The 15630-nt window shown below is 63.4% G+C and carries 13 protein-coding genes and 1 tRNA gene; 6 read left to right on the forward strand and 8 right to left on the reverse strand.

Annotated features, from left to right (window positions below; all coding sequences use genetic code 11):
* Positions 1–9: 9 nt before the first annotated feature.
* Complete coding sequence (gene aceE, locus ACODSU_RS04840; RefSeq protein WP_488840521.1) at positions 10–2730, reverse strand: pyruvate dehydrogenase (acetyl-transferring), homodimeric type; 2721 nt, start codon at positions 2728–2730, stop codon at positions 10–12.
* A gap of 167 nt (positions 2731–2897) precedes the next feature.
* Between aceE and ACODSU_RS04845 the strand changes: the two genes are divergently transcribed.
* From ACODSU_RS04845 to ACODSU_RS04865, 5 genes are all read left to right on the forward strand, one after another.
* Positions 2898–5459, forward strand: coding sequence for a PAS domain S-box protein (locus ACODSU_RS04845; protein WP_488840523.1), 2562 nt, complete (start codon positions 2898–2900; stop codon positions 5457–5459).
* Positions 5456–6082 carry a response regulator transcription factor gene (locus tag ACODSU_RS04850; RefSeq protein WP_015013997.1) on the forward strand — a complete coding sequence of 209 codons (627 nt, stop codon included), beginning with the start codon at positions 5456–5458 and terminating at the stop codon, positions 6080–6082. Before ACODSU_RS04845 ends, ACODSU_RS04850 begins: the two co-directional genes overlap by 4 nt.
* A gap of 72 nt (positions 6083–6154) precedes the next feature.
* Positions 6155–7009, forward strand: coding sequence for a bifunctional methylenetetrahydrofolate dehydrogenase/methenyltetrahydrofolate cyclohydrolase FolD (gene folD / locus ACODSU_RS04855; RefSeq protein ID WP_488805630.1), 855 nt, complete (start codon positions 6155–6157; stop codon positions 7007–7009).
* 69 nt (positions 7010–7078) lie between these two features.
* Complete coding sequence (locus ACODSU_RS04860; RefSeq protein ID WP_488840525.1) at positions 7079–9124, forward strand: M3 family metallopeptidase; 2046 nt, start codon at positions 7079–7081, stop codon at positions 9122–9124.
* Between the two features lie 68 nt (positions 9125–9192).
* Entirely contained in the window at positions 9193–9840 is a 648-nt protein-coding gene (locus ACODSU_RS04865) for a glutaredoxin family protein (protein ID WP_295939016.1), read from the forward strand.
* Positions 9841–9980: 140 nt separating this feature from the next.
* Here ACODSU_RS04865 and rpiA read toward each other — a convergent pair whose 3' ends face one another.
* Positions 9981–10670: a ribose-5-phosphate isomerase RpiA gene (rpiA, locus tag ACODSU_RS04870; RefSeq protein WP_295939017.1), complete on the reverse strand. Its 690-nt coding sequence runs from the start codon at positions 10668–10670 to the stop codon at positions 9981–9983.
* Positions 10671–10706: 36 nt separating this feature from the next.
* Here rpiA and ACODSU_RS04875 point away from each other — a divergent pair, with 36 nt between their 5' ends.
* On the forward strand, positions 10707–11762 hold the full coding sequence (locus ACODSU_RS04875) for a quinone-dependent dihydroorotate dehydrogenase (protein ID WP_488840528.1): 1056 nt from the start codon (positions 10707–10709) through the stop codon (positions 11760–11762).
* 123 nt (positions 11763–11885) lie between these two features.
* On the opposite strand, the gene ACODSU_RS04880 is transcribed toward ACODSU_RS04875, so the two are convergent.
* From ACODSU_RS04880 to ACODSU_RS04905, 6 genes are all read right to left on the reverse strand, one after another.
* Positions 11886–12230: a hypothetical protein gene (locus tag ACODSU_RS04880; RefSeq protein WP_488840530.1), complete on the reverse strand. Its 345-nt coding sequence runs from the start codon at positions 12228–12230 to the stop codon at positions 11886–11888.
* Complete coding sequence (locus tag ACODSU_RS04885; RefSeq protein WP_015013990.1) at positions 12227–12622, reverse strand: phage holin family protein; 396 nt, start codon at positions 12620–12622, stop codon at positions 12227–12229. Before ACODSU_RS04885 ends, ACODSU_RS04880 begins: the two co-directional genes overlap by 4 nt.
* A gap of 52 nt (positions 12623–12674) precedes the next feature.
* Positions 12675–12977 (reverse strand): DUF883 family protein, encoded by a 303-nt coding sequence (locus tag ACODSU_RS04890; RefSeq protein ID WP_008904788.1) that lies wholly within the window; start codon positions 12975–12977, stop codon positions 12675–12677.
* Between the two features lie 145 nt (positions 12978–13122).
* Positions 13123–14220: an NAD(P)/FAD-dependent oxidoreductase gene (locus ACODSU_RS04895; RefSeq protein ID WP_488840532.1), complete on the reverse strand. Its 1098-nt coding sequence runs from the start codon at positions 14218–14220 to the stop codon at positions 13123–13125.
* Positions 14221–14256: 36 nt separating this feature from the next.
* Complete coding sequence (locus tag ACODSU_RS04900; RefSeq protein ID WP_488840534.1) at positions 14257–15294, reverse strand: histone deacetylase family protein; 1038 nt, start codon at positions 15292–15294, stop codon at positions 14257–14259.
* A gap of 156 nt (positions 15295–15450) precedes the next feature.
* Positions 15451–15525 (reverse strand) — tRNA-Val (locus ACODSU_RS04905).
* Between the last annotated feature and the right edge of the window lie 105 nt (positions 15526–15630).

Raw genomic sequence — 15630 nt, forward strand, 5'->3', positions numbered from 1 at the left:
CCGTTCGTTTTATGCGTAGAGCGGGTTGATCTTGTCAGCATTGATGCCGTACTTGGCAATTGCCTCGGCCACCTTGGTGGCGGGCAGCACGCCGTCTTCGCTCAGCGCCTTGAGGGCGGCCACGACGATGTAGTGGCGGTTCACCTCGAAGTGCTCGCGTAGCTTGCTGCGGAAGTCGCTGCGGCCAAAGCCGTCGGTGCCCAGCACCTTGTAGTTGCGGCCACCCTTGGCCGAGCTCTGTACGAAGGGACGGATCTGCTCGGCATAGGCCTTCATGTAGTCGGTGGATGCGACCACGGGGCCGGTGCTGCTGCCCAGCTGCTGCGCCACAAACGGCACGCGTGGTGTTTCCAGCGGGTGCAGCAGGTTCCAGCGGTCCACGTCCTGGCCTTCGCGGGTCAGCTCGTTGAAGCTCGGGCAGCTCCACACGTCGGCCTGCACGCCCCAGTCGGCGGCCAGCAGGGTTTGCGCGGCCAGCGACTCGCGCAGGATGGTGCCGGAGCCCAGCAGCTGCACGCGCTTGTCGCCTTCGGCGCCGGGCTTGCACAGGTACATGCCCTTGATGATCTGCTCTTCGGTACCCGCCGTGAGGCCCGGCATGCTGTAGTTCTCGTTGAGCAGCGTGATGTAGTAAAAGACGTTCTCTTGCTGCTCGACCATCCGCTTGAGGCCACGGTGCATGATCACTGCGACTTCGTGGGCAAAGGTGGGGTCGTAGCTCACGCAGTTGGGGATGGTGTTTGCCAGGATGTGGCTATGACCATCTTCGTGCTGCAGACCTTCACCGTTCAGCGTGGTACGGCCCGAAGTGCCGCCCAAGAGGAAGCCACGCGCCTGCATGTCACCCGCCGCCCAGGCCAGGTCGCCAATGCGCTGGAAGCCGAACATGGAGTAGTACACGTAGAACGGCACCATGATGCGGTTGTTCGTGCTGTAACTGGTGGCGGCAGCAATCCAGCTGGCCATGCCGCCGGCTTCGTTGATGCCTTCCTGCAGGATCTGGCCGGCCTTGTCTTCCTTGTAGTACATCACCTGGTCGCGGTCGACCGGGGTGTACATCTGGCCCTTGGGGTTGTAGATGCCGATCTGGCGGAACAGGCCTTCCATACCGAAGGTACGCGCCTCATCCACCAGGATGGGCACCACGCGCGGGCCCAGGGCCTGGTCGCGCAGCAGTTGCGTGATAAAGCGCACGTAGGCTTGCGTGGTGGAGATTTCGCGGCCTTCGGCCGTGGGCTCGAGGATGGCCTTGAAGGTGTCCAGCGCGGGCACGGTAAAGCTCTCGTCAGCCTTTACGCGGCGGTGCGGCAGGTAGCCGCCCAGGGCTTTGCGACGCTCGTGCAGGTACTGCATTTCCGGCGTGTCGTCGGCGGGCTTGTAGTACGGGATCTCGGCCAGCTGGCTGTCAGGGATGGGGATGTTGAAGCGGTCACGGATGTACTTGATGTCTTCGTCCGACAGCTTCTTGGTCTGGTGCACGGTGTTCTTGCCTTCACCGGCCTTACCCATGCCATAGCCCTTGACGGTCTTGACCAGCAGCACGGTGGGCTGGTTCTTGTGCTCGTTGGCGGCGTGGAAGGCAGCGTACACCTTGGCGGGCTCGTGGCCGCCACGGCGCAGCTCGAACACCTCTTCGTCGGTCATGTGCTCGACGAGCTTGAGGGTTTCGGGGTACTTGCCGAAGAAGTTCTTGCGGACAAAGGCGCCGTCATTGGCCTTCATGGCCTGGTAGTCGCCGTCCAGCGTTTCCATCATCAGCTGCTTGAGCTTGCCGCTCTTGTCGCGGCGCAGCAACTCGTCCCAGCCATTGCCCCACAGCAGCTTGATCACGTTCCAGCCCGCGCCACGGAACTCGCCTTCGAGTTCTTGCACGATCTTGCCATTGCCACGCACCGGGCCGTCCAGGCGCTGAAGGTTGCAATTGATGACGAAGACCAGGTTGTCGAGGTTTTCACGCGCGGCCAGGCCGATCGCGCCCAGGGATTCGGGCTCGTCCATTTCACCGTCGCCGCAGAACACCCAGACCTTGCGGTTTTCGGTGTTGGCAATGCCACGGGCGTGCAGGTACTTGAGGAAACGCGCCTGATAGATGGCCATCAGCGGGCCCAGGCCCATGGACACCGTGGGGAACTGCCAGAACTCAGGCATCAGCTTGGGGTGCGGATAGCTGGACAGGCCTTTGCCGTCCACTTCCTGGCGGAAGCTGTCGAGCTGTTCTTCAGTCAGGCGGCCTTCGAGGTAGGCACGGGCGTAGATGCCGGGAGCGCTGTGGCCCTGGATGTAGAGCAAGTCGCCGCCATGGCCTTCGCTCTCAGCATGCCAGAAATGATTGAAACCGGCGCCAAACATGCTGGCCACCGAAGCAAACGAACCGATGTGGCCGCCCAGGTCGCCGCCATCGGCGGGGTTCAGGCGGTTGGCACGCACCACCATAGCCATGGCGTTCCAGCGCATGTAGGCGCGCAGACGCTTTTCGATGGCGATGTTGCCGGGGCAGTGGGCCTCTTTTTCAGGCTCGATGGTGTTGACATAGCCCGTGTTCGCAGAGAACGGCAGATCGATGCTGCTCTGGCGGGCGTGTTCAAGAAGTTGTTCCAACAGGAAGTGGGCGCGCTCCGGGCCCTCCTTGTCGATGACGGCGGACAGCGCGTCCATCCATTCACGGGTCTCTTGCTGGTCGGTATCGGAACCGATGCCGAAACCGGCCTGAGGGTCGGGCTGAGCTGACATGCTTTGTCTCCTGTAGGTGTGGCAGCAATTTAGTACGTTGGCTCTAGTTTCGCATATTTTTTCGCAATTTCAAATGGTGCCTATGCATTTCATATTGCAATAATTTGCTGCAAATGCACATGACTCAGCAGACTGGGACCACGCCAGGGCTCCTCTACACTCCACGCATGGATTCGATGCCCACCGCCCCCTCCCCCACGGCCCCGACCGTGGCTGCGCCCATTCGCTGGTGGCGCAAGTGGTGGCGCGGCTTGTCGCCTACCCGGCAAGACCGGTTTGCCGCACTGGCCCCGCTGGCGGCGGTGCTGATGTTTCTGGCGGCCATCGTGGCGGCGTTCTGGTATTTGCGCGCAGAAGAGGCCGAGCGCGAGCAAGAAGCCCTGCGGCGTGACGTGGAATACGCACAGCAGCGGGTGCGCCTGCGCCTGCTGGAACGGCAAGAACAGCTCATGCGCATCGCGCGCGACCTCTCCAACCAGGACCTCGGCAAGGCCGAGTTCATCAGCCGCGCCGAAGCGCTGATCAGCCAGTACCCGGAACTGCAGGCCATCACCTGGATCGACGACCGCCGACGTATCCGCGCGAGCCAGGCCGCCCCCACGCTGGCCAGTGGCGAGTTGCGCATTGCAGGTGAAGTGCTCAAGCCAGGAGAAACGGCCGACACCTTTGGCCTGGCGCGGGACCTGCAGCAACCCGTGTACGCCCAGCCGGCAGCCACCACGGGCGACGCCGCCCCGCTGCTGCAGCTGCAGGTGCCCCTCAACAACCAGGGCAAGTTCAGCGGCGTGGTGCTGGGTGAGTACTCCATCGACAGCCTGCTGCGCTACGGCACCCCCACCGAAGTGCTGGCGCGCTATGCAGTGACCCTGCTCGACAGCAAGAACCAAGTGCTGGCGGGCACGCCGCTGGGCCCGCGCAACAAGGCCACGCAGTTGTTGCCCTGGACACCCAAGGCCAACGAGTATGAAGTGCCCGTCTCTCCCGTCGGCAACGGCCTGGTGCTGCGCGCACAGGCTTACCGCACGTCGCTCGGCGTGGTGGGCAGCGGCCTGTTCTGGCTGGTGGGGACGCTAAGCGCCATGACCGCCTGGATGCTGATCGCCACCTGGCGCCACACCCGCCGCCGAATGCAGGCGCAAGAGGCCCTGGTGGCCGAAACCAACTTCCGCCGGGCGATGGAAAACTCCATCCTCACCGGCATGCGCGCCCTCGACATGGAAGGCCGTATTAGTTACGTGAATGCTGCGTTTTGCCAGATGACGGGCTGGAGCGCGGAAGAGCTGGTGGGCCTGAAGGCCCCCTTCCCCTACTGGCCCGAGGCCGACCACGAAACGCTGCAGGCCAAGCTGCGCGACGAGCTGCGGGGCAACACCATGGCGGGCGGCTTCCAGGTACGCGTCAAGCGCAAGAGCGGGACGCTGTTCGACGCACGCCTTTATGTGTCGCCCCTGATCGATGCCCATGGCCAGCAAACGGGCTGGATGACGTCGATGACCGACATCACCGAGCCCAACCGCATCCGCGAGCAGTTGTCGGCGTCACACGAGCGCTTCACGATCGTGCTGGAGTCGCTGGACGCCTCGGTGTCTGTGGCGCCCCTGGGCAGCGAAGAACTGCTGTTCGCCAACAAGCTCTACCGCCAGTGGTTCGGATCACAAACCGGCGGGCATCTGCAACTGGTGGCGCAAGCTGGCGTGGTGCCGGTAGCGGGCAAGGAGCAAAGTGGCATGGACGATGAGGATGGCCTGATGGGCCTGCCCACCGACACGCTCACCAGCGCCCGCAGCGAAAACGCCGAAATCTACCTGCCCGACCTGGGCAAGTGGCTGGAAGTGCGCTCGCGCTACCTGAACTGGGTAGACGGCCGCCTGGCCCAGATGGTGATTGCCACGGACATCACCCCGCGCCGACTGGCTGAAGAGCAAGCCCAGCGACAGGCCGAGCGCGCCCAGTCGGTCAGCCGCCTTATCACCATGGGCGAAATGGCATCGAGCGTGGCGCACGAATTGAACCAGCCGCTCACGGCCATCAACAACTACTGCAGCGGCATGGTCTCCCGCATCCAGAGCGGCCAGCTCACCGAAGAAGCCCTGCTCACGGCCCTGCAAAAAACCGCACACCAGGCCCAGCGAGCGGGCCAGATCATCCAGCGCATCCGCTCGTTCGTGAAAAAGAGCGAGCCCAACCGCGCGCTGGCCGATGTGCATTCGATGGTCAACGAAGCCGTGGAATTGGCCGACATTGAACTGCGCCGGCACAACGTGCGCCTGACGCACTATGTCGCCGCGCGCCTGCCGCAGGTGATGGTCGACACCATCCTGATCGAGCAGGTGCTGGTCAACCTGATGAAGAACGGCGCCGAAGCCATCCAGCACGCCGACCGCCCGGCCCCCAACCGCAGCGTGGAACTGCGTGTGGTGCCCAAGCAGATCGATGACCGCCAGGTGGTCGAGTTCTCGGTGCAGGACACCGGCAAGGGCCTGGCCCCGGAAGTGCTGGAGCGCTTGTTCGAAGCCTTCTTCTCCACCAAGCAGGAAGGCATGGGCATGGGCCTCAATTTGTGCCGCAGCATCGTCGAGTCGCACCAGGGCCGGATGCAGGCGGAGAACCTCTACAATGGCTCGGAGGTTACAGGCTGCAGGTTCTCCTTCTGGCTGCCGCTTGCCAAGCCTGCTGATGCCACTACAAATTCAGTAGCAAACGAACAAAACCCAAGGACTGTTGCATGAGCTTGATTCCGAAAAAAGGCACTGTTTACGTTGTGGACGACGACGAAGCAGTTCGCGATTCCCTGCAGTGGCTGCTGGAAGGCAAGGACTACCGGGTGCGCTGCTTTGATTCGGCCGAGACATTCCTGTCGCGCTACGACCCGCGCGAAGTCGCCTGCCTGATCGTGGACATCCGCATGGGCGGCATGACGGGCCTGGAACTGCAAGACCGCCTGATCGAGCGCAAATCCCCCCTGCCCATCGTGTTCATCACCGGCCACGGCGACGTACCCATGGCCGTGAACACCATGAAGAAGGGCGCGCTCGACTTCATCCAGAAGCCGTTTGACGAGGAAGAACTGGTCGGTCTGGTCGAGCGCATGCTAGACCACGCCCGCGAAAGCTTTGCCGGTTACCAGCAGGCCGCCAGCCGCGACGCCCTGCTCTCCAAGCTCACCAGCCGCGAAGCCCAAGTGCTCGAACGCATCGTCGCGGGCCGCCTTAACAAGCAGATTGCCGACGACCTGGGCATCAGTATCAAGACGGTGGAGGCGCACCGCGCCAACATCATGGAAAAGCTCAACGCCAACACTGTGGCGGACCTGCTCAAGATCGCCCTGGGACAGAACGCGCCCAAGGGCTGATCGCTCTTATTTTGATAGCTATCAGCGCATGTTCCACTAGCGCTACTGGCCATTTTGACTTGTATTTCTGACATGACAGCCCAACTCATCGACGGCAACGCCCTTTCTCGCCAACTTCGCAGCGAGGTGACGCAACGCGCTGCGGCGCTGAAAACCCGTGGCGTGACGCCTGGGCTCGCTGTAGTTCTGGTGGGCGACAACCAGGCCAGCCAGGTCTATGTGCGCAACAAGGTCAAGGCCTGCGAGGACAGCGGCCTCCACTCGGTACTCGAAAAGTACGATGCCGATATGACCGAGGCCGCACTGCTGGCCCGCGTGGAAGCGCTCAACAACGACCCGGCCATCCACGGCATCCTGGTGCAGCTGCCGTTGCCCAAGCACATCGATGCGCAAAAGGTCATCGAAGCCATCTCACCCGCCAAGGATGTGGACGGCTTTCACATTGCCAGTGCGGGTGCGCTCATGACCGGCATGCCCGGCTTCTGGCCCTGCACGCCTTACGGTTGCATGAAGATGCTGGAGAGCATCGGCTACAGCCTCAAGGGCAAACACGCCGTAGTCATCGGCCGAAGCAACATCGTGGGCAAGCCTATGGCGCTCATGCTGCTCGGCCAGAACGCCACCGTCACCATCTGCCACAGTGCCACGCAGGACCTGAAGGCACAAACACTGCAGGCCGACGTGATCGTGGCCGCAGTGGGCAAGCGCAACGTGCTGACCGCCGACATGGTCAAGCCCGGCGCCGTGGTGATTGATGTAGGTATGAATCGCAATGATGAAGGCAAGCTCTGTGGCGATGTGGACTTTGACGGCGTCAAGGAAGTGGCAGGCTGGATCACCCCCGTCCCTGGCGGGGTTGGCCCCATGACCATTACCATGCTGTTGGTGAACACCATCGAAGCCGCTGAGCGGACCGCCGCGCGCTGACAGCGCCTGGGGAAGACGCCAGCCGCTTTGCAACTTGAACCTGCGCCGCCTGGCGTCATCTAATCCCGCATGAGCAACGCCCTCCTCGACTTCTCCGACCTCCCCGCCTTTGACCGCATCACCCCGCAGGATGTCGCCCCTGCGGTTGATGTGCTGCTGGAGCGTGCCAACCAGGCCCTGGAGACCGTCACGGCGCCCGACTTTCCTGCCCGCTGGGACGCCATCGCCAAGGTGCTGGACGTAGCCACCGAACAGCTCGGACGCGCCTGGGGAGCCGTCAGCCACCTCAACAGCGTGGCGGACACGCCGGAGTTGCGCGCCGCCTACAACGCCGCCCTGCCCCGCGTCACCGAGTTCTGGACCCGCCTGGGCGCCGATGAACGTCTCTACGCTAAGTACAAGGCCATTGACCCCGCCACCCTGACGTCCGAGCAGCGCCAAGCCCACCGCAACGCGGTGCGCAACTTTGTGCTCAGCGGCGCCGAACTGACCGGGGCCGCCAAAGAGCGGTTCGCCCAGATCCAGGAACGCCAGGCCGAGCTGAGCCAGAAGTTCAGCGAGAACGCGCTCGACGCCACCGACGCCTTTGCCTACTACGCCACCGCCGAAGAACTGGACGGTGTACCTGCCGATGTGCAGCAAGCCGCTCTGGCGGCTGCGCAGGCCGAAGGCAAGCCAGGCTACAAGCTCACCCTGAAGATGCCTTGCTACCTGCCGGTGATGCAATTTGCCACCCGCAGCGATCTGCGTGCCAAGCTGTACCGCGCCTATGTCACCCGGGCCTCAGACCAAGCCGAGGGCGATGGCCAGAAGTTCGACAACACGGCGCTGATCGGCGAAATCCTGGCCCTGCGCCGGGAAGAAGCCCAGTTGCTGGGCTATGCCAACTTTGGCGAAGTGTCTGTCGTGCCCAAGATGGCCCAGTCCCCCACCGAAGTCATCCAGTTCCTGCGCGACCTCGCCCGCCGCGCCCGTCCCTATGCGGAGAAGGACGTGGCCGATCTGCGCGCTTTCGCCGCAGAACACCTGGGTCTGACCGACCCGCAGCCCTGGGACTGGCCCTACATCTCCGAAAAGCTCAAGGAAGCCCGCTACGCCTTCAGCGAGCAGGAACTCAAGGCGTACTTCACAGCCCCTAAGGTGCTGGCAGGCTTGTTCAAGATCATTGAGACGCTGTTTGAGGTGTCCATCCGCCCCGACACGGCACCGGTGTGGCACCCTGCGGTGGAGTTCTATCGCATCGAGCGCGACGGCCAGCTGGTGGGCCAGTTCTATCTCGATCAGCCCGCGCGCACCGGTAAACGGGGCGGCGCCTGGATGGATGACGTGCGCACGCGTTGGCAGCGCCCCGACACAGGTGTGTTGCAGACGCCCGTCGCCCACCTGGTCTGCAACTTTGCGGACGGTGTGGACGGCAAGCCACCCCTGTTGACGCACGACGACGTGATCACGCTATTCCACGAGTTTGGTCATGGACTGCATCACATGCTGACCCAGGTGAACGAACGCGATGTCTCCGGCATCGGCGGGGTGGAATGGGACGCCGTGGAGCTGCCCAGCCAGTTCATGGAAAACTTTTGCTGGGAATGGGATGTGCTGCGGCACATGACCGCCCACGTGGACACCGGTGAGCCGCTGCCGCGCGCGTTGTTCGACAAGATGATCGCCGCCAAGAACTTCCAGAGCGGCATGCAGACGCTGCGCCAGATTGAGTTCGCGCTGTTCGACATGCTGCTGCACACCGAGCACGACCCGGCCCAGGACTTCATGCCCCTGCTGACCCAGGTTCGGCAGGAGGTGGCTGTATTGCAGCCGCCCGCCTTCAGCCGCACGGCCCACACCTTCAGCCACATCTTTGCGGGTGGCTACGCGGCCGGGTATTACAGCTACAAGTGGGCCGAAGTGCTCAGCGCTGATGCCTACGCCGCCTTTGAAGAAACCGCCGGCAGCGACGGCTTGCCCAGCACCGAAACGGGACGGCGCTACAGAGAGGCCATCCTGGAGGCGGGCGGCAGCCGCCCCGCCATGGAATCCTTCAAAGCCTTCCGTGGACGGGAACCCAGCCTGGATGCCCTGCTGCGCCACCAGGGGATGGCAGAAGAGCTGACTGCCTGAGGCTTAGACCGAACAAACCGCAGACTGCCCCACAACAAACACAGCCCACACGAATGAGGAGAACCCATATGCCCCGTCTTAAGTTCGCTCCTGCTGCAGCTGCCTCCTTGTTGTTGGCCTTGGCATCTGTAGGTGCTCAGGCGCAGGCGGTCTATCGCATCGTCGGTCCGGATGGCAAGGTGACCTTTTCGGACCGCCCCCCTGCCGAGGCTACTGCCCAGCCAGCGCGCAGCAGTGCCGCCCCGGCAAGCCCTGCGACTGCCAACGGAGCGTTGCCCTACGAACTGCGGCAGATTGCCAACCGGTACCCGGTGACCATCTACACCGGCAGCGACTGCGCGCCCTGCGGCAGCTTGCGCAACCTGCTCACATCACGCGGCGTGCCTTACACCGAGCGCACAGTGGTCAGCAATGAAGACATCGCGGCACTACAGCGCTTGAGCGGCAATTCCAGCCTGCCGTTTGGCACCATCGGGGGCCAACAGTTGGTGGGGTTTTCTGACGCCGAGTGGATCCAATACCTCGACGCGGCGGGCTACCCCAAACAATCTCAGTTGCCCAGCAACTATCGCCAGCCAGCGCCCGCACCTCTGGTCGCAGCCAAGCCGGTAGAGGCGACACCAGCGCCCCCTCCAAAAGCTCCCGCACGGCCCACGCCGCCACCACCGGCGAATGATGGTCCCACGCCGAGCAATCCGGCAGGCATCCGGTTCTGACAGTGCCATGTGACCGCTACCTGCCGTGAGACCATTTGCTCACCCATAAAAAAGAGGCCTGTAAAGGCCTCTTTTGCATTGACTTTGTATCGACAGGCAGCGGGCGTGAGAGCGCCCCCCCCCATCCACCGCCCTAATCGTCAATAGGCGATCGTCTTCACCCCCTGCGCCGTGCCGAGCAAGCACACGGACGCCTTCTGGTGGCCAAACACCCCCACGGTCACCACGCCAGGCCATTGGTTGATCTCGGATTCAAACGCCAGCGGATCGGTGATGGACAGGCCCTTCACGTCCAGAATGTGCTGGCCGTTGTCGGTCACCAGCGGCTGTCCGTCTTTAAGCCGCAGGCTCGCCTGTCCACCCATGGCCGCAAAACGGCGCGCAATGTGATTGGCGGCCATCGGGATCACTTCCACTGGCAACGGAAACTGGCCCAAGGCCTTGACCAACTTGGATTCGTCGGCAATGCACACGAAACGCTCAGCCAGCGCCGCCACGATCTTCTCGCGGGTCAATGCTGCGCCACCGCCCTTGACCATGTGGCCCTGGCCGTCGATTTCGTCGGCGCCGTCGATATAGACGGAGAGTGAAGGCACTTCGTTGGCATCGAACACGGCAATGCCCAGTGCCTTCAGGCGTTCTGTGCTGGCGACCGAGCTGGATACTGCGCCCTTGATCTGGTCCTTCATGCCCGCCAGGGCATCAATGAACTTGTTGACGGTGGAGCCTGTGCCCACCCCCACAATCTCGCCAGGTACCACGTATTGCAGCGCGGCTTGGCCTACCAGGGTCTTGAGTTCGTCTTGGGTCAGAGGAGATGTGGTCGTCATGGGAGAAAATCGGGGGTAATCCTGAATTATCCCTCCATGTCCCTGATCCCCTACGCCCTCACCCGCCCCTTTCTCTTCGGCATGGATGCCGAGGCCGCACACGAACTCACCATGGACATGCTGGCACGCGGGCAGCGCACGCCCCTGCAGTGGGCCTGGTGCAACGAAACGGTGAACGACCCCATCACCCTCGCGGGGCTGCAATTTCCCAACCGTGTGGGCATGGCGGCGGGCCTGGACAAGAATGCGCGCTGCATCGACGCGCTGGGCGCCATGGGTTTCGGCTTTGTGGAAGTGGGCACCGTAACCCCCAAGGCGCAGCCGGGCAATCCCAAGCCACGCATGTTCCGTCTGCCCGAGGCCCGCGCCCTCATCAACCGCCTGGGCTTCAACAACGAAGGCCTCGAAGCCTTCTTGCGCAATGTGCAGCAGGCGCAGTTTCGCAAGCAGATCCGCCAACGGCACCCCATGCTGCTGGGCCTGAACATCGGCAAGAACGCCACCACGCCCATCGAGAACGCGACCAGTGACTACCTGATCTGCCTGGAGGGTGTGTTCCCCCATGCCGACTACGTCACGGTCAACATCAGCTCGCCCAACACCCAGAATCTGCGTGCGCTGCAAAGCGACGCCGCTCTGGATGCCCTGCTGGGCGCCATCGCCGAGCGGCGTGAGGCCCTGGCCACCCAGCACCAGCGGCGCGTTCCGGTCTTTGTGAAGATTGCCCCCGACTTGGACGAAGCCCAAGTGGCCGTCATCGCTGCGACGCTGCAGCGCCACGGCATGGACGGCGTGATCGCCACCAACACCACCATCAGCCGCACCGCAGTGCAGGGCATGCGCCATGCGGAAGAGACGGGAGGGCTGAGCGGTGCCCCGGTGCTGGAAGCCAGCAACCAGGTCATTCGGCAACTGCGCGCCGCATTGGGCAGCGGCTTCCCCATCATTGGTGTGGGCGGCATCCTGAGCGCTGACGACGCCGTGAGCAAGATTCGCGCAGGTGCAGATGTGGTGCAGATCTACACTGGCCTGATCTATGAAGGACCGGCGTTGGTCGTCAAGGCCGCCAAAGCCATCAAAGCCCTGCGCTGACCCGCAGGGCCCACAAGCCCCGGGGCTTATGCCCCATGAAAAAACGGAGCCTCTGATATCAGGGCTCCTTTTTGTTGCTCTATGGGATGAGCTGCGGGATACAACTGCACACCGCAGCACTGCTCAGCGCCGCAAGCGCATCAGCATGGGTAGGACAATGCCTGCCCACCGGATCAACCTGCGCGGGCCAGCCACCAGAGCAACACCGGCCATGGCCGCCACCGCCAGTGGATGTTCGCGCGCAAACCCGGCGGCGCGCAGAGCCAGTGAGGCGTCCGCACCGCCCGAGGGGCCCCCAGCTTGCTCCGCGAGTGCGTGGGCGTGGGCCTGGGCCCGGGCTACGCGGCGGGCACGCAGCCGCTCACGCTGTAGTTCGATACGGTCGAGCACACGCTGCTGCTCCACGGTGGGTGTAGTCCGCGCCACAGGCGCACTCCGTGGTGTGGTGGTGGAATGTGGGGTACTCACAAGCGCTCCTTGATGTCACGCCAATCCTGCGCGAGCTCTCGCCGCGTCAGTGCGAAACCACTGCCCGCACGTTGGGCCACAGACACCAACGAGACCGTGGCAGCCGCCCAGCCAGCAGCCCACACGCCAGCCACCAGCCATGCCACCAGCGTGCGCTGTGGCGAATCCCAAAAGTGCACCAGCACGGCCAGCGACACCATGATGAGCGCCACCACCGTGAGCCCGGCCACCAGGATGGTGAGCACCAGCAATTGCTGAAGGCGTTGTTTAAGGTCCGCCCATTCGAGGCGGGCCAGGTCCATGCGGTCTTCGGCGGCGATGGCCCCCTCGATAAGGTTGGCACGCCAGCGGGCCGCCAAGCCCTCCAGCCCCAGCAGCGAGAGCCAATTCATGTCTTGTCGCCTTTGTGCTGTGCCGTCATATCGGATGAGGGATCAGCGGCAATCAACGGCGCGCCAGCAGGAAACCGACCAACGCGCCCACAGCCAACGCCGCACCTGCCACACGCCACGGTTCGTCATGGGCATAACGGTCGGCCGCCAATGCCGCTTCCTTGGCCTGGCGTGCTGCGTCCTGGGCTGCGCGAACAGCAGATTCGCGCACGTTGTGCATGCCGTCGTCCAGGCGCTGGCGAAGCAACTTGATTTCGGGCACTGCGTCCAGATCCTTGTTGGCCAACAGCCCCCGCAGATCGGAAACCAGCTTTTCCAGTTCGCCCTGGGTGGTCGTGGTGTCAGAAGCAGTCATACAAGCCTTTCTGTGTAGTGCCAAAAGTGATGGGAAATCCCGCACGCCAACGTGGAGGACTGAAGTTCATCTTAGCCATCCGCGCAGAAACCCCTCGTAGGACGGGGACGCAAGAGGTTACTGATTGCAAATGGCTTGCCGCAGATCAAACCAGCGCAGCCACATGCTCCGCAATGGCGAGGGCACTTGTCAAGCCGGGCGACTCGATACCAAACAGGTTGACCAGCCCCGCCACCCCATGCACGGTGGGCCCTTGAATGACAAAATCTGCCGCCGGTGCATCCGGCCCGTGAATCTTGGGGCGCATGCCTGCATAGCCGGGCGCCAGAGCGCCATCTTGCAAACCAGGCCAGTATTTGCGCACTTCGGCATAAAAGGCATCGCCGCGCGCTGGGTCCACCTGCAGATCGTCAGGCGAATTCACCCACTGCACGTCCGGGCCAAACTTGGCTTGTCCGCCCAGGTCCAGCGTGAGATGCACACCCAACCCAGCCGCCTCGGGCACCGGATAAATCAGCCGGCTGAAAGGCGCCTTGCCCGTCAACGTGAAATAGTTTCCCTTGGCGTAAAACGCCGTGGGCACATGCTGCGGGGCCAGACCGGCAAATCGCGCGGCCAGTGCGGGGGCGTGCAGCCCAGCGGCGTTCACCACGGTGCGAGCGCGCAGGCGCGTGCCATCCAGCGCTTCCAAATCAATAGCATCAGAGCCAATAGATGCTAGCGCTAGTGGCGAATTCAGCGCCACCACACCACCCGCATGCTCCAGATCACCCTGCAACGCCAGCATGAGCGCATGGCTATCGACGATGCCGGTGCTGGGCGAGTGCAAGGCACCAACGCAGGCCAGCGCGGGCTCCATCTCCAGGGCTTCTTCGCGGCTGAGGCGTTGTAGGTCCAGCACTCCATTGGCACGGGCCCGCACCTGGATGCCTTCCAGGCTGTCCAGCTGGGCGGCAGAGGTGGCCACCAGCAGCTTGCCGCAGCGGCGGTGGGGCACGCCGCGCTCCGCGCAGTAGGCATAGAGCAATTCCTTGCCCCGCACGCACAGGCGGGCCTTGAGCGACCCTGCGGGGTAGTACAGCCCCGCGTGAATCACTTCACTATTACGCGAACTGGTGCCGGTGCCGATGGCGTCTGCCGCTTCCAGCACCATCACCTCCCTACCCTGCAGAGCCAGCGCGCGGGCCACTGCCAGCCCCACCACACCCGCGCCCACCACCACACAATCCACCGTATCGATCATCCGTGCGTCTCCGTGCATCACCTGCAAAGTGCCGCGTCAGGCCTGCTCAAAACCATCGAGCACGTTGACGGCATTGGTGCCCAGCTCGGCCGCCGCATAACCGCCCTCCAGCACGAACGCCGTGGGCAGACCCAGCCGCGCCAGGCGTTCGCCCAGGCGGGTGAAATCTGATGAGGCCAGCGCAAACCGCGAGATGGGATCGCCCTCGAACGCATCGAGTCCCAGCGAAATCACCAGTCCATCTGCGCGGTACTCCGCGATGCGTGCGCACGCCTTCTCCAAGGCTTCGAACCAGGTCGCCGCGCTGGTGCCGGCGGGCAAAGGCAGATTGAGGTTGAAACCGACGCCAGCCCCCTCGCCCGTCTCGTCGGCGTGGCCCAGGTAAAAGGGGTATTCCGTGCGCGGGTCGCCGTGGATGCTGATAAACAGCACATCGCTGCGGTCGTAAAAGATGCTCTGCGTGCCGTTGCCATGGTGGTAGTCCACATCCAGCACTGCCACACGCTGGGCGCCCTGGTTGCGTAGGGTCTGTGCGGCCAAGGCGGCGTTGTTCAAAAAGCAATAGCCGCCCATGAAATCCGGGCCCGCATGGTGTCCTGGCGGCCGTGTGCAGCAAAACGCGGCACGCGTGCCTTGCGCTACGCGAGCCGCTGCGCTGGCTGCCGCATCTGCCCCGGCCTTGGCTGCGGCCCAGGTGCCTGCCGCCATGGGGGTGCCGTTGTCCATCGAATACAGACCGAGGCGCGCTACGAAGTTGTCGGGCTCCACATCGCTGCGCAGCGTGCGCACTGGCCACACCGATGGAAAGGGTTGTACTGCAGCGTTGGCGGGGTCCAGCGCCAGCCATTGTTGCCAGGCGGTTTGCAGAAAGGCCAAGTAGCGCGGTGCATGCACTTGCTCCAGTACGGCACTGCAGTCCACATCAGGAGCCACCATGGTGTGGCCGCGTGCGCGCAGGGCTTCCTCCACATAGTCCACCCGTGCGGGCTTTTCAAAACACGGCACGCGTTCGCCACGGAAGAATTCGTGGACGGGCGCATGCCCCTGGTGCAAGGGATTGTGGAAGGTGATCATGGATGCTGCGTTGCAGGTACGAGGGACAAATGTAGCGCGCCAGCCCCCCGCAAAGCTCCATCACCGATCCCTACGACGGTTTTGCGGGCTGCAGTGCGTTTTGAACCGAAAAAGAAAAAATCCCTGCAGGTCAATAACCTGCAGGGATTTTCAAATTGGTGGGTGATACATGGATCGAACATGTGACCCCTGCCGTGTGAAGGCAGTGCTCTACCGCTGAGCTAATCACCCGTCGCAAGCACCTTGGAGAAAGATACCGCTGCGAAAAGTCTGGCAACAACTGGTGGGTGATACATGGATCGAACATGTGACCCCTGCCGTGTGAAGGCAGTGCTC

The organism is Acidovorax sp. FG48 (assembly GCF_057809085.1).